Genomic DNA, 17401 nt, shown 5'->3' with positions numbered 1-17401 from the left:
GAGTGGGCGGACCCGCGCCGGGCGGTGCTTGACTGGTCCCGCGCGGGGCGGTAGGGAGATCCCGTCACCGCGCGGACGGTGCGAATGGGGGGAACCATGAAGCCGCTCGAAGCGGGTGATCCCACTTCCGTGGGCGACGGCAGATACCGGTTGGCCGGCCGGCTCGGCCAAGGCGGTATGGGTGTGGTGTACTTCGGCCGGTCGCGGTCCGGCCGGGCGGTGGCGGTCAAGGTCGTACGCCCCGAGTTGAGCACCGAGCCGGGATTCCGGCGCCGCTTCGCCGACGAGGTGGCGGCGGCGCGCCGGGTCGGCGGCTTCCACACCGCGCCCGTGGTGGACGCCGATCCGCACGGCGAACCGGCCTGGCTGGTCACGGCGTTCGTGCCGGGGCCCACGCTGGCGGACGTGCTCGCCGATGTCGGCGCGCTGCCGACGGACACCCTCACGGTGCTGGCGGCCGGGCTGGCGGAGGCGCTGGAGGCGATCCACCGGGCGGGGGTGATCCACCGCGACTTCAAGCCCGCGAACATCATCGTGGCCGAGGACGGCCCGCGCGTCATCGACTTCGGCATCGCCCGCGCCCTCGACGGCACGGCGCTGACCCAGACCGGGCTCCAGATCGGCACCCCCGGCTTTCTCGCGCCCGAGCAGCTGACCGGCGGTCAGGTCACCGCGGCGGTCGACATGTTCACGCTGGGCGTGGTGCTCAGCCAGGCGGCGGGAGGCGCGCCCTTCGGTGATGGCCCGTCAGCGGCCCGGCACTACCGGGTCGTTCACGAGTCGCCGGACCTCAGGGCGGTACCTGACGAACTTCGCGCGCTGGTGGCCGCGTGTCTGTCGAAGGAGGCCGCGGCGCGGCCCACCCCTTCGGAGTTCCTGAGCAGGCTGACGGTACGTCACCCGGATGACGGCGACTGGCTGCCCGCCGAGGCGACGGCGCTGCTGACGCAGGTGGAGCCGCAGGCCGTACCGCCCGCGGTCTCGACGCCCCCGCCCCCGCCCCACGCCACCGGGCCCGCCGCCGCGTCCGCGCCGACCGCCTCCTACGCGGGGCCCCCGGCGGGGAGTTCGCCGTCGCCGCTCGCGTCCCCGTACGGTCCGGGGCAGGGATACGGCGGCCCGCCGACGCCCACGCCCACCCCGACGCCCGGTTTCGGTCCGCCGTCGGGGCCGCCGCGCGACCGGCGCAAGGGGACCGCGGCCGTGGGTCTTGTCGTGGTGGCCGCCGCCGTCGCGGGGGCGCTGGTCTGGCATCCGTGGACGTCCGGCTCCGCGAAGGACGACAACGCGGGCGCTCCCTCGGGCGGGCACACCACGACCGCCTCGTCGGCGCCGCCGACCCCGGCGCCGTTCCCCGATGTTCCGCTGCTGGTCCGGGTGGACACCGCCCCCGGCTGGCCCGCCACCTGCCACTCCTACATCGCGCTGCGCGACAGCACGACCGACCGCCTCAAGCGGCTCGCGTCGGGCAGCCCGTGCGACTTCCTCCCCAAGTGGTCGCCCGACCGCAAGACCGTCGCCTTCACCCGCAGGACCGCCCAGGACACCTCGGTGTGGACGGTCGGCGCCGACGGCACCGGCGCCAAGCGAATCGCCGAGACCTCGGGCGGCCGGGTCTCCTGGTCTCCCGACGGCGGCAAACTGGCCGTGCTGCGCAAGACCGGCGGCGTCCAGCAGCTCTACGTCGTGGACGTCGCGGACGGCTCCGCCCAGCAGATGACCACCGGCAACACGCGTATCGAGGACCCTTCCTGGTCACCGGACGGCACCCGTATCGCGATCTGCGTCGAGAAGGGGACGGGCAACTGGCAGATCAACATGGTCGATCCGACGACGCCGGGCGCAGCCCCGCAGCGGATCACCGACCTGCCCCGGCCCGCCCTCGACCCGGTCTGGTCCCCCGACGGCAAGGTCTTCGCCTACACCTCGGGCGACTACGGCAAGGGCACGCAGGGCGACATCCGCCTCGTCGGCACCGACGGCACCGGCGACCGGCCGCTGGCCGCCACCCCGGCGCACGAGATGGACCCCGACTGGTCTCCCGACGGCACGTGGGTGGCCTTCGTCCGCGGCCCGCTCGCCACTCCCGAGATCTGGGCGGTCCGCGCCGACGGCACCGGCGAACGGCGGCTCAGCACCGACGCGGCCACCGAAGGGCACCCCGCCTGGGCGGTCAAGGGCGGCGGCTGAGCCCGGGGTCGGGCGACCGGTCCGACCGATACGGCGACGAGCACGGTCGCCACCGCCGTACGCGACGCCCCGGCGGCACCCTGATTCGACGATTCGACATCCCCCCTGCCCCGGCATGTCCCCCGCGCGGCGGACCTCGCCGCGGGCCGCCACAAGCAGCGCGAAAAGCGTGAGAGTTGACTCTCATACATTGTGAGAGGACACTCTCACGCCATGGAACCGGGTAACCGTTTGGGAGACATCGAGATCACCGACCCCAAGGCGATGCGCGCGCTCGCGCATCCGGTGCGGTTGGCGATCCTGGAGCACCTGCAACGCAACGGGCCCGCGACGGCCACCGTGCTCGCACCCCGCGTCGGGGCGACCCCTTCGGTGACGAGCTGGCATCTGCGCCATCTCGCGGGCTTCGGGCTCGTCCGGGACGCGGACCCCGATCCCGACGCCGGGGGCGACGGGCGACGGGACCGGCGTGAGCGGCGGTGGCAGGCGGTCGCGCGCGGCTTCCGCTTCGAGGTGCCGGAGGACGACGGGGACGAGGAGGGCCGCTCGGCGGCGCGGCTGCTCTCGCGTGAGATGTTCCTGCGCTCCGCCGATCTGCCGGCCCGCTGGGCGGCCACCGTGGAGCCCGGCCTCGATCCCGCGTGGCGGCGGCTCTCGGGACTCGCCAACACGCGCGTCATGGTGACGCCCGAGGAGGCCGCCGCCATCGAGGACGGGATCGAGCGCGTGCTCGCGCCCTATGTGACGCGGGACGCGGCGGACCGCCCGGCCGCCGCCCGCTCCGTACGCCTGCTGCGCTACACGCTCCCTGAAGGTGAACCTCAAGGTGAGGGTGAAGGTCCGGCTGAGGTTGAGGCACAGGGCCGCGCACCGGGCACGGAATCGGGCGCGGACTCGGACTCGTATACGGATACCGGTACGCGTACGGCCGCGCGTAAGGACGGCGGCGGCACCCGGTGACCGCCGCAGCGACGCGACCGCCCCCGATATCCGTGGCACGCGACCGCCGCTTCGTCCGCTTCTGGGCCGGCCAGAGCGTCTCGCAGTTCGGCGACCGGATCAGCGAACTGGCCCTGCCGCTGATCGCGGTGAGCGCGCTGCACGCCTCCGCCAACCAGGTGGCGTGGCTGACCGCGCTGATCTGGACACCGAATCTGCTGGCGATCGTCCTGGGCGCGTGGGTCGACCACCAGGCCCGCAAGCGCGGCCTGATGGTGGCCGCGGATCTGATCCGCGCCGGGGTGCTGCTGTCGCTGCCCGTCGCGTACCTGGCGGGGGCGGTGACGCTCGGTCAGCTCTACGCGGTGGCGCTGCTGATCGGCGCCGCCGAGGTGCTGTTCAACACCTCCTATCCCCCGTTCTTCGCGCACCTCGTGCCGCGCTCGTCGTATGTGGACGCGAACAGCAAGCTCAGCGCGAGCCGGTCCGCGTCGTATGTCGCGGGTCCTGCCGTGGGCGGCGCGCTCGTGCAGGCGCTGACCGCGCCGGTGGCCGTCGTGGTCGACGCGCTGTCCTTCCTCGCCTCGGCCGTGCTGATCGGGCGGATCAGGATCGACGAGCCGCCGGTCGCCGCGGGCGGGCGGGACGCGCCGCTGCTGCGGCGGGCGAAGGAGGGGCTGGCGTTCGTCGTACGGCACCCGGTGCTGCGGGCCGGGCTCGGCACCTCGACCACCGTCAACTTCTTCACCTTCGTCTCCGGCAGCGGTCTGATGGTGCTCTTCGCCACCAGGAGCCTCGGTCTGTCGGCGGGCTTCATCGGCCTGGCCTTCGGCATCGGTTCCACGGGCGCGCTGCTCGGCGCGGTCCTGGCGCCGCGGATCTCGCGGTGGATCGGGATGGGGCGCAGCATCGCGATCGGCGCGGTGCTCTTCCCCGCGCCGATCGCGCTGGTGGCGGTCGCCGACGGGCCGCCGTGGGTCGGCGCCGTGGCGCTGACCGGCACCGAGTTCCTTTCCGGCCTCGGTGTCATGCTCTTCGACGTCAACCTCAACTCCCTTCAGGCGTCCGTGATCCCCGACGGGATGCGCAGCCGGGTCTCCGGCGCGTACGCCACGGTCAACTACGGCATCCGTCCGCTCGGCGCGGTCGTCGGCGGCGTGCTCGCGACCTTCCTCGGGCTGCGTACGACCCTGCTGGTCGCGGCGGTCGGCGGGGCGCTGTCCGTGCTGTGGCTGCTGCCGTCGCCGGTGCCCGGCATCCGTTCGATCGACCAGGACGAGCGCCCGGAGGACACCAGGAACGCCGAGAACACGGCAGGGACGGCAGACACGGCGGTCGGCGAGGAGGTGGCGGACACGGCAGCGGCCGACGGCGCGGTGGCCGCCGGCCGCCGGCGGGGCCGTCGAGACGAGCAGGATCAGGAGGTGGCGCCGTGACCGGGGGTCAGGGCGTGGCGCCGTACACCTGGACCTCGTAGAGCGAGTAGCCGTACGCCGTACCGCGCGCCGTGCCGTTGACGCGGACGTAGCGGCCGGTGCCGGTGAGGCCGGTCAGGTCCTCGGTGCCGCCCTTGCCCGCCGTGGTGGAGTAGACCGTGGTCCAGGCGGCGCCGTCCGGGGAGGTCTGGACGGTGTAGCTCTTGGCGTAGGCGGCCTCCCAGCTCAGCTTCACCCGGCTGATGTGCGCGCTCGTGCCCAGGTCGACCCGAATCCACTGCGGGTCGGAGCCTTCCTTGCTGGCCCAGCGGGTGGAGGTGAGGTCGCCGTCGACCGCCTTGCTCGCGGGGTAGGCGGTGGATTCGGTGGAGGAGGCGGTGGCGGACCTGCCCTGCGAGAGCAGGGTGTCACCGCCGCCCGGTGGCGGTCCCGTGCCGCCGGAGGGGGTGAAGTTCCACTGGCTCGCGGCCCCGGAGCAGCTTCCGGCGGTGAGCGTCGAGCCGCTCGCCCGGAAGCACTTCTGCCCGGTCTGGATGTCGGAGACGGTGAGATTCGGGTTGACCGACCACTGCTGGTTCGGGCCGCCGTCGCAGGCCCTGAGTGTGATCGACGAGCCGGACAGGGTCGCGCAGAGATTGTTGCTGATCAGGAAGGCGCCGTGGAAGGTGAACGCCTGCGCTGCGGAGCCGGTGCAGGCCGCCGTGTCCAGCTTGGTGCCGCTGGCCGAGCTGTTCCCCGGATTGTCCAGGCACTGCCCGGTGGAGACGTTCTTGTACTGGCCGACGGTGGTGGTCGGCCGGGCTCCGCCGTAACAGGCGCCGGTCTTGGTGTTGAAGACGGGCGTGGCGTCGTACGGCTCGTTGGACGGCGGGTCCACGACGACGGATTCGAGCACCGGCGTGCTGTCGTCGTTGTAGTGGGTCAGCGCGTCCTCGCAGTCGATGGCGTCGAAGGCGTTGCCGCCCTGGCCGCCGAGCCAGAGGTCGAAGTGGTACAGATTCGGGCCGCCGTTGGGGCCGTGGCCGCTCCAGTCGGCGCCGCACTCCTCGCAGGAGTCCTCCATGACGAAGTACTTGCCGACCCTTGGCACCCAGATCCGCGTGCCCGCCGGTATCTCCTTGGTGGACGAGGCGAAGGTGATCGGGTCGGCGTAGGTCCCGGTGCCGCCGGCCGTGTCGTGCAGGCCGGGGTAGGAGATGTCGCCGCCGGGCGGGGTGTTGTCGTACCAGCCGTAGAAGGTGAGGAACGCCTGCCGGTCGGTGGAGGCCGCCGCCGCGGGGGACTTCGGGGCGGCCGAGGCGTACGGGGTCGCGCCGACGAGCGCGGCCATGACGGCCAGGACGAGGGCGCACAGGACGGCCGCGCCGCGCGGGGTACGGAGGCGGCTCATGCGGCCGGGCTCCAGTAGTCGCCCGCCATCACGATGTACACGAGCATCTTGATGGTCTCGCCGTAGTAGGCGTCCTCGAAGGGGTTGGAGGCGAGCTGCTTCCAGATCGCGTCGGTCCACGCCTGGTCGCCCGAGGCCATGGCGGCGGGACCGGCCGAGTCCCCGGCCTCCTCCGCCTCGGTGTCGCCCGAGACGTTGCCGTTGGCGCAGTTGAGCTTGATGTGCGGCTGGACCTTGGCCGGGTTGCCGCCGGACAGCGACTTCAGGCAGGCGGACTCCTTCTTCGCCGCGCCGTAGGCGACGGCGGCGGTCGAGGAGCCGTTGACCAGGGCGTCGGTGCCCAAGTGCCAGGGCACGCGCAGGGAGTTGTAGCCGACGATGTTGTCCGGCTGGTCCTCCTGGTAGTCGGCGGGGGCCGGCTTGGGGCTGGTGGTGTTGGCGTTGACGACGAAGTCGGAGAGCAGTCCGGCGGACGAGGAGTAGCCCGCGGTGAACTCGCTGATCACGGCCTCGGTGCGGGTGACGACCTTGTTCCAGTCGTGCGCGGTGTCGTAGGCGGCGAAGGCGCGCAGGTGGTCGAGCATCATGTCGGACGGCCGGGTGTCCGTGGTGGGGCCGTCGTCCTCGCACTTGAGGTGGCCGTCGGGCGCGACGTCGTGGGCGTAGAAGGAGGCGAGCCACGCCTTGGCGTCCGCGGTGTAACCGCCCCACTGCTTGTCGGCGAGGATCAGGCCGTAGCCGATGTCGAGGTCGCCGTCGGTGGCCGAGTCCGGGGTGCCGCTGTCGGTGTACTTGCAGGTCTTGCCGTCGAGTTGCCACTGCATGAGGCCGCTGGCGTCCTTGTGGTCCTTGACGAGCTGCCACAGGCCGTCGAACTCGGCCTTGGCGTCGCTGTCGTAACCGGCCATCAGGGGCACGATGTTCATGCCGTAGCCCTGGGCCTCGGAGACCGTGCCGTTGTGCGGGGCGTCGTCGTCGCCCTTGGTCGAGACGTAGTACTCGTTGGAGGCGCAGCCCTTGACCAGGTAGGCGCTCTTCCAGGAGTCGTACGCCTTCTTCACCGCCGCGTCGCGGGTGGTCTGCGTCGCGGAGGGCAGCACGCCCACCTTGTACGCGGTGTGCGCGGGGAACGGGTGCGCCGGGGCGGTGGCGGCGTCGGCCGTTCCGCCGCCCGCGGTCGCCAGCAGGCCGAAGGACGCGCAGGCGGCGACCGTACAGGCCGCCAGCCTCCTCGTCCTCGTCTTCACGGGTCGTGGCATCTTCCAACTCCTCGTCGGTTGTGGGGTACGGCGCCGGGCACGGGAGCGCGCACCGGGCAGGAGAGGGTCGTCGCGATAGTTAGGAAAGGTTCCTAACCTGCTTGAGGAGTAAGAGTGTTGCTCCGGACGCGGCGCGTCAAGGGGTCGCGCGCGGACCTTGACCTGACCGGGATTCAGGTACGTGACGCCGTCGCGGACTTCGACCCGGCCGACCGGCCCGGCACCGGCTCATGCGAGCAGGTCGGCGACCGCGGCGATCCCTTCCGTGACGGCGCGCTCGTTCACATTGCCGAATCCCAGGACGAGTTGGGCCGGGGACTGCGCGCCCGTCGAACGGAACGCGCTCATGCCGTAGAGGCCGACCGCGCGGCCACGGGCGGCGGCGATGACGGAGTGTTCGGTGACGCCGGGCCGCGCGGCGGCGTCGAGGTGCGCCACGGCGTGGAAACCGGCGGCCAGGCCGCTGAGCCGGATGGCGGGCGCGTGCGCGGCGAGCGCCGCCTTGAGTGCTTCGCACCGGGCCCCGTAGGTCCCGCGCATCCGCCGCAGATGGCGGTCGAAGCGGCCCGATTCGATCAGCCGGGCCAGGGCCAGTTGGTCGAGGGTGGGTGAGCCGCGGTCGCTGAGATGCTTGTCGGCCACGATCGCGTCGACGAGCGCGGGCGGGCAGAGCAGCCAGCCGATCCGCAGCGCGGGCACCAGGGATTTGCTGACGGTGCCGATGGCGACGACCCGGTCGGCGGCCAGGCCCTGGAGCGCGCCGACCGGCTCGCGGTCGTAGCGGAACTCGGCGTCGTAGTCGTCCTCGACGACCACGGCGTCCCTGCGCACCGCCCACTCGATCAGCGCCAGGCGCCGCTCGGGCGCCAGCACCACGCCGGTCGGCCACTGGTGGGCGGGGGTCACGACGACCGCGCGGGCGCCGGTCGCTTCCAGCGCGGTCACGTCGACGCCGTGCTCGTCGACGGGTACGGGGACGGCGGTCAGGCCCGCCGCCGCGGCCGCCGGCCCGATCACGGCGTGGGAGCCGGGGTCCTCGTACGCCACGGTGCGGACGCCGGACCGGGCGAGCGCGCGCAGGGTCAGGGCGAGGCCCTGGGCGTACCCGGAGCAGATCACGGTCCGTTCCGGGTCGGCCGCGGCGGCCCGTACCCGGCGCAGATATCCGGCCACCACCTCGCGCAGCAGCGCGTGGCCGCGCGGGTCGCCGTAGTCGAGGGCCGAGGCGGGCATGGCGCGGACCGCCTCGCGCATCGCCCACAGCCAGTCGGCGACGGGGAACGCGGCCAGGTCGGGGACGCCCGCCTGGAAGTCGGCGAGCAGCCGCGGTGCGGGCGGCCTCCTCGGCTGCGGCGCGGGCGGCGCGCAGGCCCCTGCGGCGACGCGGGTCGCGGAGCCGACCCGCGTGACCAGATAGCCCTCGGACTGGAGCTGGGCGTAGCAGTCCTGGACGAGGCCGCGCGAGACGCCCAGGGCCGAGGCCAGTTCCCGGGAGGAGGGCAGTCGCTCGCCGACCTGGAGCCGGCCGGATCTGATCGTGTCCCGCACCCCGCGTTCGAGCTGCGACCGCAGCGGTTCCGTACTGTCCCGGTCGATCACAAGCAACAGCTCCGGCGACAAACCGGACCACTCCAGCGGCATGAAAATGGAGCTTACCCGGGTACCGGCCGCACCCCTAGCGTCAATGCCATGACGACCACGACGCGCGCCTCCGACGCCGCCGACCCCGCCGCGCAACCAGATGCCGACGACCCCTCGGAGCCCGCCACCTGCCGTGAGCCGACCCCGGCCCCGGAACCCGCCTCGGCCTCGGACCGAGATCCGCGCCTGGACTCGGGTCCTGCCCAGGGGCCCGGCTCGGGCCGGGATCCGGGCCTGACCTCGGCTCCCGCCGAGAGGCCCGGCTCGGGCGAGGAGACGGCTCTCGCCACGGGCCAAGGACCGGAGCCCGGCTCCGGCAATGAGGCGAATCCGGCTTCGGGCTCCGCCCAGGAGCCCGCTTCAGGCCGGGAGGCAGGGGCGGACTCGGGTCCCGCCCAGGGGGGCGGCTCGGGGCAGGCTCGGGACTGCTCGTCGGCCGCTCGCGGTCCGGCGGCGACCGGCTCGGGGGCAGGGGCCGGGTCCGGCGGCGTGCGGCCGACGCTGGTGACGCGGGAGTTGCTGTTGCGCTGCGCCACGATCGTCGGCGCGTCGGCGAGCTTCTTTCTGCTGTTGTCGGTGGTGCCGCTGTACGCGGAGCGGTCCGGCGCGAGTGGCGGGGCGGGGCTGGCGTCGGGGACGCTGATGCTGGCCACTGTCTGCGGCGAGCTGGCCACGCCTCGGCTCGTCGCCCGGTACGGGTACCGGCGGGCGCTGGCGGCCGGTCTCGTGCTGCTCGGCGCGCCCGCCCTGGTGCTGACCGCGTCGGACGGCATGGCGTGGATCGCGGCGGTCTGCTTCGTCCGGGGCGTGGGCTTCGCCCTGACCATCGTTGCGGGCGGCGCGCTGACCGCGACGCTCATCCCCGCCGAGCGGCGGGGCGAGGGCCTCGCGCTCGCGGGCGCCATGGAGGGGGTGCCCTCGTTCATCGCGCTGCCGCTCGGGGTGTGGTTCGCCGCGCATGTCGGATACACCGCCGTCTGCGTGGCCGGTGGGCTGCTGGCGCTCGCCGCCGTCGCGGTCGTTCCCGCGCTGCCGGGACACGCGCCGACCGGGGACGGGCACAAGGCGTCGGTGGGTGTGCTGGCCGGATTCCGTACCGGCGCGCTGGCCAGGCCCACCGCGGTCTTCGCGACCACCGCGCTCGGCGTGGGGATCATCGTGACCTTCCTGCCGCTCGCCGTGCCCTCCGGCGCGACCGGCCTGGTCGCCGCGGCCCTCTTCGTACAGCCCGCCGCGTCCACCGCGGCCAACTGGTTCGCCGGACGCAGCGGCGACCGGCACGGCTCGCAGCGCCTCGTGCTGCCCGCCCTGCTGCTGTCGGCTTCCGGGCTGCTGCTCACCGCTCTCACCGGCAGCGCGGTCGCGGTCCTCACCGGCGTCGCCCTCTTCGGCGTCGGCTTCGGCATGGCCCAGAACGCGACGCTGGCCCTGATGTACGCGCGCGTCCCGGAGTCCGGCTACGGCACGGTCAGCGCGCTGTGGAACTCCGCGTACGACGCCGGGATGGGTTTCGGCGCCCTCGGATACGGCGCGCTGGCCGCCGCCACGGGCTATCCGCTCGCCTTCACGCTCACCGCGGGCCTGATGCTCGTCGCGCTCGTACCGGCCCTGGGCGACCGGCGCCGCCCGTCCGTCGCCGCGCGGTGAGTCCCCGCAGTCGCGGTGCCGACCCCGCCCGGGCGGTCAGCCCTCGCCGCGGGCCGCGGCCTGGCGGCGGCGCTTGCCGAGGGCGGCCTGCGACAGGTCCTCGGCGTTCGAGGTGAGGTTCTTCCAGCCGTAGCCGCGCTCGGTCAGCCAGCCGCGGGCGGCGGCCTCGGCGCGCTCCGTGGCCTCCAGGATGTCCTCCTCCGCCTCGCCCGAGTCCAGGTAGCGGAAGGTGAAGAAGGGACGGGCCGCGAGGTCGTAGGTCAGGGTGCCCTCGGCGGTGAAGGCGGCGTGCAGGATGTCGTGCTCCGCCGCCCGCGCGAGGAGTGCGGTCCGCTGGTCCGCGGTGAGCGCGTCGAAGGCGCCGCGGACGGTGATCCGGAAGGTGCGTGTACTCATCCCCGGATCGTAGGCAGCCGGTCGGCGATCGGCGTACCGGTTTTCCCGGCGAAACGTGGCGGCCGTGGTGATCGCGACGACCGCAGCGACCGCGGCGGCCGGGCAGACCGGGCGCCCGGCCGTCCGGTGCCGCCTCTCCCCCGCGGCCGGCCGCTCGTCCCGCCTTGTGCTTGACAGGCACTCCCGATGCTGATTTTTTAGCTGTCATACGCCCGAACCGAATGGTCGGTCGGTGCATCCACAAGGTGGTGGGCAGCGGTGACTCAGGGCAGCGACGCCAGGCTCGACACGGGACCGGCACCGGGTCCGCCCCCGGACGCGGTGCGAACGTCCGCGCGAGGGACCACGGACGGGGCCGAAAACGGGGCCGGGATCGCGGCGGCGCAGGCGATGTTCTCGGCCGACCGGGCGTCGAACGGGCTCGGTATCGAACTGCTGCACCTCGGTGAGGGCGTCGCCGTGGTGCGGATGGTCGTCACCGCCGCGATGGTCAACGGGCACGGCACCGCCCACGGCGGCTATCTCTTCCTGCTGGCCGACACCGCCTTCGCCTGTGCCTGCAACACCGACGGGGCGGCGACCGTCGCCGCGGCGGCGGACATCGACTTCGTCGCCCCGGCCCATGAGGGCGACGCGCTGCTGGCCACCGCCCGCGAGCGGGCGCGGTTCGGCCGCAGCGGGATCTACGACGTACAGGTGCGGCGCGGCGACGAGCTGATCGCCGAATTCCGCGGCCGGAGCCGTACGCTGCGCGGCGCCGACGCGAAGGAGACCTCGTGAGCCACCTGGGCGGGACGACCCCGCGGGAGACCCCGGACGCGGCGGAGCGGATGACCCGCGCGGAGCTGACGGCCCTTCAGCTCACGCGACTCCAGGCGACGTTGCGCCACGCGTATGCCCATGTGGAGCTGTACCGGCGGAAGTTCGACGAGGCGGGTGTCGCACCCGCCGACTGCCGGACGCTGGAGGATCTGGCGCGCTTCCCCTTCACCACCAAGGCCGATCTGCGCGACACGTACCCCTTCGGGATGTTCGCCGTGCCGATGTCCGAGGTGCGCCGGGTGCACGCGTCGAGCGGCACCACCGGTCGTCCCACGGTGGTGGGTTACACCGAGGGCGATCTGTCGATGTGGGCCGACGTGGTGGCCCGTTCGATCCGCGCGGCGGGCGGCCGTCCCGGCGACAAGGTCCATGTCGCCTACGGATACGGCCTGTTCACCGGGGGCCTGGGCGCGCACTACGGCGCAGAGCGTGCGGGCTGTACGGTCATCCCCGCGTCCGGCGGCATGACGGCCCGTCAGGTGCAGATCATCCAGGACTTCGAGCCCGAGATCATCATGGTCACCCCGTCGTACATGCTCACGCTGCTCGACGAGTTCGAGCGGCAGGGCGTCGACCCGCGCGGCACCTCGCTGCGGGTGGGGATCTTCGGCGCGGAGCCGTGGACGGAGCAGATGCGCCGCGAGATCGAGGAGCGCTTCGCCATCGACGCCGTCGACATCTACGGCCTGTCGGAGGTGATCGGCCCCGGCGTGGCGCAGGAGTGCGTGGAGACCAAGGACGGTCTGCACATCTGGGAGGACCACTTCTATCCGGAGGTGGTCGACCCGCTGACCGACGACGTCATGCCGCAGGGCGAGAGCGGTGAGCTGGTCTTCACCTCGCTCACCAAGGAGGCGCTGCCGGTGATCCGGTACCGCACCCGCGACCTGACGCGGCTGCTGCCCGGTACCGCGCGGCCCGCCTTCCGCCGGATGGAGAAGGTCACCGGCCGCAGCGACGACATGATCATCCTGCGCGGGGTGAATGTCTTCCCGAGCCAGATCGAGGAGATCGTGCTGCGGACGCCCGGTGTCGCGCCGCACTTCAGGATCGAGCTGACCCGGCGCGGCCGGATGGACCACATGACCGTCTACGCCGAGGCCAGGGCCGAGGCCGGTACGGAGCTGCGGGACGCGGGCGCGGCGGCCATCGCGCAGGGCGTCAAGGACGGTGTGGGCGTGAGCGTCGAGGTGCGGGTCGTGGACCCGGAGACGCTGGAGCGCTCGGTCGGCAAGATCCAGCGGGTCAAGGACCTGCGGGCGAAAGAATGAGGGCGAAGGGCTGCGGACGAAGGACTGTGGACGAAGGGCTGAGGACGAACGGTTGAGGGCGCGGGCCCCAGCCCCGGCCCGCGCCGCACCCGTAAAAGCGGCGGGCGGACCTCCGTACGGGAGGTCCGCCCGTCTGTGCTGTGCGCACACGCCGTACGGCCGCCCCGGCGGAGCGGCCGTACGCGTCCTACTCGATGTCGATCGGGCCGTCGGACGACGCGCCCTTGCCGCCCTTCCCCTTGCCGTTGCGGCCGTCGCCCGGGTGCGTCAGACCGCGCAGCGCGGGCAGGTGGTCCGAGCTGTCCGAGTCCGAACCGGAGCCGCCCTCGCCGCCGTTGAGGTTGTTGCGGACCGAGTCGAGGATCGTCAGCCCCTGGCTGACCAGGCCCGCCGCGATCTCGCTGAGCCCGTCGGCGCCGTTGAGCACGTTGACATTGGCTCCGGCCAGACCGCCGGCCGCCTCCTTCACGATCAGCGGGAGCTGGTCGATCAGCATGCGGTCGAGCGCCACCCGGTCGTGCGAGGCCGCCGCGGCGGCCTGGATGCGCATGCGCTCGGCGTCGGCGACGGCGAGCACCCTGATCCGCTCGGCCTCCGCCTCAGCGGGTTTGACGATCTCCGCCACGAGCTGCTGCTGGCGCAACTCGGCCGCGCGCAGCGCCAGTTCGGTCTGCGCGGCGAGCACTTCCTGCTGCGCGTGCGCCTGGGCGAGCGGGCCCGCCTGCGCGGCCTCGGCCTGCGCGCGGTCGACCTGCGCCGAGTACTCGGCCTGAACGACGGCGGTCTGCCGGGCGTACTCCGCCTGGTTCCTGGCGGCGATCTGCTGCGCCTCCACCGACGCCTGCGTGGCCTGGGCCTGCGCGATCTGCGCCTGCCGCTGGATGGCGGCCTTGTGCGGCGCCGACATGGCGTCGATGTAGCCGGTCTCGCCGTCGTCGATGGACTGGATCTGCAACGAGTCGACGCTCAGGCCGATCTTCGCCATCTCCGTCTTGGAGGTCTCCAGCACCTCGGAGGCCAGTTTCTGCCGCTCGGTGACGATCTCCTCGACCGTCATCGAGCCGATGATCGACCGCAGGTGACCGGCGAAGATCCGGCCGGTCAGAATCGACATCTGGTCCTGGTCGGACAGGAAACGCTGTCCGGCGTTGACAATGCTCTCGTGGTCGTTGCCGACCTTGAACGCGATGACGGCCTTCACCGTCAGCGCGATGCCCTGCCGGGTCACACAGGTCTCGGCGACTTCCGCCTCGCACATCGCGAGCGTGATGAACCGGGTCTTGCGGAAGACCGGCAGAACGAACTTTCCGTGGCCGGTGACCACACGGAACGGCGCACCCCCCAGTCCACGCCGACCGCCCGAGATCAACATCGCCTCGTCCGGCGCGGGAACGCGGTAACCGAACATCCTTTGTCTCCTTCATGTGCGCCGGCTCAGTCGGCCAGCGCGTCCAACGGGTCGGCCCACTCGATGACGTCCACCTGGCGTGTGCCACGCGAGTCCACCACCAGCACGGTCGCCCCCTTAGGCAGGGGTTCCTCGGACCAGGCGAGGAAGGTCTCGCTGCCTCCTCTGACCCGCACGTAGACCTCACCGGGTCCGGCGAGGCCGCGCGTGCCGATGAGCAGCTCCCCCGTACAACCGATCACGGCTTCGTCCTGCGCCATTCCCGGCCGCCCCTCACTTCTCGTGTCCGTTCCGGTCCTGGAATCTCCGTCTCATTCATCCTCCCACCAGCGGCCTCTTCCGGTCCGTCACCGGTCCGTACCAAATACGGAACGCCGCACCGTACCGCTCATCCGTGGATGGCGATTGGACGCGCCACCGGGGTCCCGCTCGTGCCAGGGTGTGGGAAGACCGTTCCTCTGCTGGGAGGCTGGATGTTCCGGGGCTTCACCGCGCCCTTGTCAGGCAGGACCGAGCGCGACCGTACGACGGCCGCCTCCGCGTTGGCGTACATCCGTACCGAGACGGGCAGCGCGGCCGTGCTGCTCGCGGCCACCCTGGTGGCGCTGGTCTGGGCGAATGTCGCGCCCGGCGGCTACGAGTCGGCGTGGGCGACGCACCTGTCCTTCCGCTTCGGGGACCACGGGCTCGACCTGGACCTGCGGGAATGGGTGAACAGCGGGCTGATGACGCTGTTCTTCCTGGTCGTCGGCCTGGAGGCGCGGCGCGAGTTCGACATGGGCGAGCTGCGCGACCGGCGCCGTATCCCGCTGCCCATGCTGGCCGGGATCAGCGGCATGGCCGTACCGATCGCGATCTACCTCATGGTGAACGCGGGCCGGTCCTCGGTGCACGGCTGGGGCACCGCGATGTCCACCGACACGGCTTTCGCGCTGGGCATGCTGGCACTGCTCGGCTCGCGGTTCCCCGAACGGCTGCACACCTTCATCCTGACCGTCGCCGTCGTGGACGACTTCCTGGCGCTCGGCGTGATCGCGGTGGCGTACAGCGACCACATCTCGTGGACGCCGCTGATCGTCGGGATCGGCGTCCTGCTGGTGGTGTACGCGGTCCGCAGCGCCGGTGTGCGGCGCGGCGCGGTCTACGGGGTGCTGGGGGTGATCGCCTGGGTGGCGTTCCTGCATTCCGGGGTGGACCCGCTGGTCGTCGGTCTGATCATGGGCCTGCTCTCCTTCGCCTACCCGGCGTCGCGGGACGCGCTGGAGCGGGCGACGGGGCTGTTCCGGTCCTTCCGCGAGCAGCCGACCGCGGAGCTGGAGCGCGAGGCGCGGCTGGGCCTGGCCTCCGCGGTCTCCCCCAACGACCGGCTCCAGCGGCTGTGGCACCCGTGGAGCAGCTATGTGATCGTGCCGCTGTTCGCGCTGGCCAACGCGGGGATCGAGATCAACGGCTCGCTGCTGGCCGACGCCTTCACCTCGCCGATCACGCTCGGCATCCTGCTGGCGTACGGGCTCGGCAAGCCGATCGGCATCGTGGGCGCGTCCGCGCTGGCCACCAGGCTGAGCCGGGGCCGGATGCGGCCGTCGGTCGGCTGGGCGGCGGTGCTGGGCGGCGGTTCCATCGCGGGTATCGGCTTCACGGTGTCGCTGCTGATCGCGACGCTGGCCTTCGACGGGGACCAGCTCGCGCAGGCGAAGATCGGCGTGCTCAGCGCGGTCGTCTTCGCCATGCTCAGCACGACGGTGGTCGCGCTGGTCGCCGGGCGGCTGCCGGAGACGCGCAGGGCGCGTGCCCTGCTGGGCACCGCGGAGTCCGTCGTGGACCTCGTCGAGCCCGTCGACCCGGCCCGCGACCATGTCCGCGGGCCGGTGGACGCGCCGGTGACGATCGTGGAGTACGGCGACTTCGAGTGCCCCTTCTGCGGCCAGGCGGAGACCGTCGTACGCGAACTGCTCGCCGACTTCGGCGACAGCGTCCGCTACGTGTGGCGGCACCTGCCGCTCAACGACGTGCACCCGCACGCCCAGCTCGCCGCGGAGGCGTCGGAGGCCGCCGCCGAGCAGGGCCGCTTCTGGGAGATGCGGGACCTGCTCTTCGAGCGGCAGGACGCGCTCAAGGTGCGCGATCTGCTGGACCACGCGCGGGAGATCGGGCTCGACGTGGCGCTGTTCAAGGAGTCGCTGCACAAGCGGCACGGCGCGCGGCGGATCGCGAAGGACGTGGAGTCCGCCGACCTGAGCGGGGTGTCGGGCACCCCGACCTTCTTCATCAACGGCCGCCGCCACCATGGCGCGTACGACATCGACAGCCTGTCCGCGGCGGTGATCTCGGCGCGTGAGCGGGCGCTGGTGGAGCAGGGCGGGGCGGAGGCGTAGGGGACCCCCGGACGGGGCCTACGCCGCCGCCTCCGCGGGGGCTCGCGCGCTCCGGGGTCTCAGGGGTGGAGGGAGCGGACCGCGCGGGGGACGCCGGGGGCCTGGTGGCCGCCGCTGGCGATCATCCGCACCTCGCCGTCCGCGCTGATCTCGGCGCGGACGATCCCGGTCTCGTCCTCGTAGACCGGGTAGCCGCCCGCGCCGGATTTCTCGGTCCTGCGTACGACGACGACGTCGTCCTCCACCGCGGGGGCCTGGAACACCAGCTCGTAGATCTCCGGGTAATCCATATGGGACCTCCTGACCCGCCCATCATCTCCCGCGAGGTCCCGGCCCGCCTCTGGGGACCCGGCCGGTACACCGTCGGTCACGGCGGTGACGCGGAAGCGGGCGCGACATGGTCCCGGAGGGGCTCGGGAGGACGGGTCGAAAGGCGGACAGAGAGGTGAACGCGGACAGAAAGATGAACAACGTGTCACACCGGCCGGTCGAGGGCGCCGGTCCGCTGACACACCGGCCGCCGCTGTGGTTCCCTGGCGTCATGACCCCGCTGCTCGTGATGCGCCGCCACGTGGACTACGGGCGTGTCACGAACATGGCCTGTCCCGCCGTGCGCTGACGTCGCGC

General features: G+C 72.6%; 15 protein-coding genes. 8 read left to right on the top strand and 7 right to left on the bottom strand.

Going from position 1 to position 17401, the window contains the following annotated elements:
- Nucleotides 1–96 precede the first annotated feature (96 nt).
- The 3 genes from ACZ4EF_RS13390 (at nucleotide 97) to ACZ4EF_RS13380 (ending at nucleotide 4565) form a co-directional block, all read left to right on the top strand.
- Nucleotides 97–2190, top strand: coding sequence for a protein kinase domain-containing protein (locus ACZ4EF_RS13390; RefSeq protein WP_467504371.1), 2094 nt, complete (start codon nucleotides 97–99; stop codon nucleotides 2188–2190).
- Nucleotides 2191–2403: 213 nt separating this feature from the next.
- Complete coding sequence (locus ACZ4EF_RS13385; protein ID WP_467504369.1) at nucleotides 2404–3150, top strand: ArsR/SmtB family transcription factor; 747 nt, start codon at nucleotides 2404–2406, stop codon at nucleotides 3148–3150.
- 32 nt (nucleotides 3151–3182) lie between these two features.
- On the top strand, nucleotides 3183–4565 hold the full coding sequence (locus tag ACZ4EF_RS13380) for an MFS transporter (protein ID WP_401722155.1): 1383 nt from the start codon (nucleotides 3183–3185) through the stop codon (nucleotides 4563–4565).
- Nucleotides 4566–4572: 7 nt separating this feature from the next.
- On the opposite strand, the gene ACZ4EF_RS13375 is transcribed toward ACZ4EF_RS13380, so the two are convergent.
- From ACZ4EF_RS13375 to pdxR, 3 genes are all read right to left on the bottom strand, one after another.
- Nucleotides 4573–5955 (bottom strand): discoidin domain-containing protein, encoded by a 1383-nt coding sequence (locus ACZ4EF_RS13375; protein ID WP_391161895.1) that lies wholly within the window; start codon nucleotides 5953–5955, stop codon nucleotides 4573–4575.
- On the bottom strand, nucleotides 5952–7214 hold the full coding sequence (locus ACZ4EF_RS13370) for a glycosyl hydrolase family 8 (RefSeq protein ID WP_467504366.1): 1263 nt from the start codon (nucleotides 7212–7214) through the stop codon (nucleotides 5952–5954). The genes ACZ4EF_RS13375 and ACZ4EF_RS13370 overlap by 4 nt, the downstream gene beginning before the upstream one ends.
- 228 nt (nucleotides 7215–7442) lie before the next feature.
- Nucleotides 7443–8855, bottom strand: coding sequence for a MocR-like pyridoxine biosynthesis transcription factor PdxR (gene pdxR, locus ACZ4EF_RS13365; RefSeq protein ID WP_355340850.1), 1413 nt, complete (start codon nucleotides 8853–8855; stop codon nucleotides 7443–7445).
- Nucleotides 8856–8903: 48 nt separating this feature from the next.
- On the opposite strand from pdxR, the gene ACZ4EF_RS13360 reads away from it, so the two are divergent.
- Nucleotides 8904–10502 carry an MFS transporter gene (locus ACZ4EF_RS13360; protein ID WP_467504364.1) on the top strand — a complete coding sequence of 533 codons (1599 nt, stop codon included), beginning with the start codon at nucleotides 8904–8906 and terminating at the stop codon, nucleotides 10500–10502.
- Between the two features lie 36 nt (nucleotides 10503–10538).
- Here the strand turns inward: ACZ4EF_RS13360 and ACZ4EF_RS13355 are convergent, their stop codons facing one another.
- Complete coding sequence (locus ACZ4EF_RS13355; RefSeq protein ID WP_355340856.1) at nucleotides 10539–10898, bottom strand: DUF6204 family protein; 360 nt, start codon at nucleotides 10896–10898, stop codon at nucleotides 10539–10541.
- Between the two features lie 390 nt (nucleotides 10899–11288).
- On the opposite strand from ACZ4EF_RS13355, the gene paaI reads away from it, so the two are divergent.
- Nucleotides 11289–11678: a hydroxyphenylacetyl-CoA thioesterase PaaI gene (gene paaI, locus ACZ4EF_RS13350; RefSeq protein WP_402712128.1), complete on the top strand. Its 390-nt coding sequence runs from the start codon at nucleotides 11289–11291 to the stop codon at nucleotides 11676–11678.
- Between the two features lie 50 nt (nucleotides 11679–11728).
- Nucleotides 11729–12991, top strand: coding sequence for a phenylacetate--CoA ligase PaaK (gene paaK, locus ACZ4EF_RS13345; protein WP_467504458.1), 1263 nt, complete (start codon nucleotides 11729–11731; stop codon nucleotides 12989–12991).
- Between the two features lie 187 nt (nucleotides 12992–13178).
- Here the strand turns inward: paaK and ACZ4EF_RS13340 are convergent, their stop codons facing one another.
- Together ACZ4EF_RS13340 and ACZ4EF_RS13335 are read right to left on the bottom strand one after the other, a co-directional pair.
- Nucleotides 13179–14399, bottom strand: coding sequence for a flotillin family protein (locus ACZ4EF_RS13340; protein WP_467504362.1), 1221 nt, complete (start codon nucleotides 14397–14399; stop codon nucleotides 13179–13181).
- Between the two features lie 26 nt (nucleotides 14400–14425).
- A complete protein-coding gene (locus ACZ4EF_RS13335; RefSeq protein ID WP_188285579.1) occupies nucleotides 14426–14659 on the bottom strand; it encodes a hypothetical protein in 234 nt (77 codons plus the stop codon).
- A gap of 213 nt (nucleotides 14660–14872) precedes the next feature.
- Between ACZ4EF_RS13335 and nhaA the strand changes: the two genes are divergently transcribed.
- On the top strand, nucleotides 14873–16774 hold the full coding sequence (gene nhaA, locus ACZ4EF_RS13330) for a Na+/H+ antiporter NhaA (RefSeq protein ID WP_355340864.1): 1902 nt from the start codon (nucleotides 14873–14875) through the stop codon (nucleotides 16772–16774).
- Between the two features lie 59 nt (nucleotides 16775–16833).
- On the opposite strand, the gene ACZ4EF_RS13325 is transcribed toward nhaA, so the two are convergent.
- The gene (locus ACZ4EF_RS13325; RefSeq protein WP_355340867.1) at nucleotides 16834–17064 is read right to left on the bottom strand and encodes a DUF6296 family protein; all 231 of its coding nucleotides are present in this window, start codon (nucleotides 17062–17064) and stop codon (nucleotides 16834–16836) included.
- Between the two features lie 173 nt (nucleotides 17065–17237).
- On the opposite strand from ACZ4EF_RS13325, the gene ACZ4EF_RS13320 reads away from it, so the two are divergent.
- Nucleotides 17238–17393 (top strand): hypothetical protein, encoded by a 156-nt coding sequence (locus ACZ4EF_RS13320; protein WP_355340870.1) that lies wholly within the window; start codon nucleotides 17238–17240, stop codon nucleotides 17391–17393.
- The last annotated feature ends 8 nt before the right edge of the window (nucleotides 17394–17401 follow it).

Source organism: Streptomyces sp. NPDC025721, from assembly GCF_055558595.1.
This window is presented reverse-complemented; position numbering and strand designations above follow the sequence as displayed.

What these genes read in the sequence shown, in the direction of transcription:
- ACZ4EF_RS13335 (WP_188285579.1), bottom strand. Translation starts at nt 14,659, where the DNA reads ATGGCGCAGGACGAAGCCGTGATCGGTTGTACGGGGGAGCTGCTCATC.
- ACZ4EF_RS13385 (WP_467504369.1), top strand. Translation starts at nt 2,404, where the DNA reads ATGGAACCGGGTAACCGTTTGGGAGACATCGAGATCACCGACCCCAAG.
- paaI (WP_402712128.1), top strand. Translation starts at nt 11,289, where the DNA reads ATGTTCTCGGCCGACCGGGCGTCGAACGGGCTCGGTATCGAACTGCTG.
- nhaA (WP_355340864.1), top strand. Translation starts at nt 14,873, where the DNA reads ATGTTCCGGGGCTTCACCGCGCCCTTGTCAGGCAGGACCGAGCGCGAC.
- pdxR (WP_355340850.1), bottom strand. Translation starts at nt 8,855, where the DNA reads ATGCCGCTGGAGTGGTCCGGTTTGTCGCCGGAGCTGTTGCTTGTGATC.
- paaK (WP_467504458.1), top strand. Translation starts at nt 11,729, where the DNA reads ATGACCCGCGCGGAGCTGACGGCCCTTCAGCTCACGCGACTCCAGGCG.
- ACZ4EF_RS13355 (WP_355340856.1), bottom strand. Translation starts at nt 10,898, where the DNA reads ATGAGTACACGCACCTTCCGGATCACCGTCCGCGGCGCCTTCGACGCG.
- ACZ4EF_RS13340 (WP_467504362.1), bottom strand. Translation starts at nt 14,399, where the DNA reads ATGTTCGGTTACCGCGTTCCCGCGCCGGACGAGGCGATGTTGATCTCG.
- ACZ4EF_RS13370 (WP_467504366.1), bottom strand. Translation starts at nt 7,214, where the DNA reads ATGCCACGACCCGTGAAGACGAGGACGAGGAGGCTGGCGGCCTGTACG.
- ACZ4EF_RS13375 (WP_391161895.1), bottom strand. Translation starts at nt 5,955, where the DNA reads ATGAGCCGCCTCCGTACCCCGCGCGGCGCGGCCGTCCTGTGCGCCCTC.
- ACZ4EF_RS13320 (WP_355340870.1), top strand. Translation starts at nt 17,238, where the DNA reads ATGAACAACGTGTCACACCGGCCGGTCGAGGGCGCCGGTCCGCTGACA.
- ACZ4EF_RS13325 (WP_355340867.1), bottom strand. Translation starts at nt 17,064, where the DNA reads ATGGATTACCCGGAGATCTACGAGCTGGTGTTCCAGGCCCCCGCGGTG.
- ACZ4EF_RS13360 (WP_467504364.1), top strand. Translation starts at nt 8,904, where the DNA reads ATGACGACCACGACGCGCGCCTCCGACGCCGCCGACCCCGCCGCGCAA.
- ACZ4EF_RS13390 (WP_467504371.1), top strand. Translation starts at nt 97, where the DNA reads ATGAAGCCGCTCGAAGCGGGTGATCCCACTTCCGTGGGCGACGGCAGA.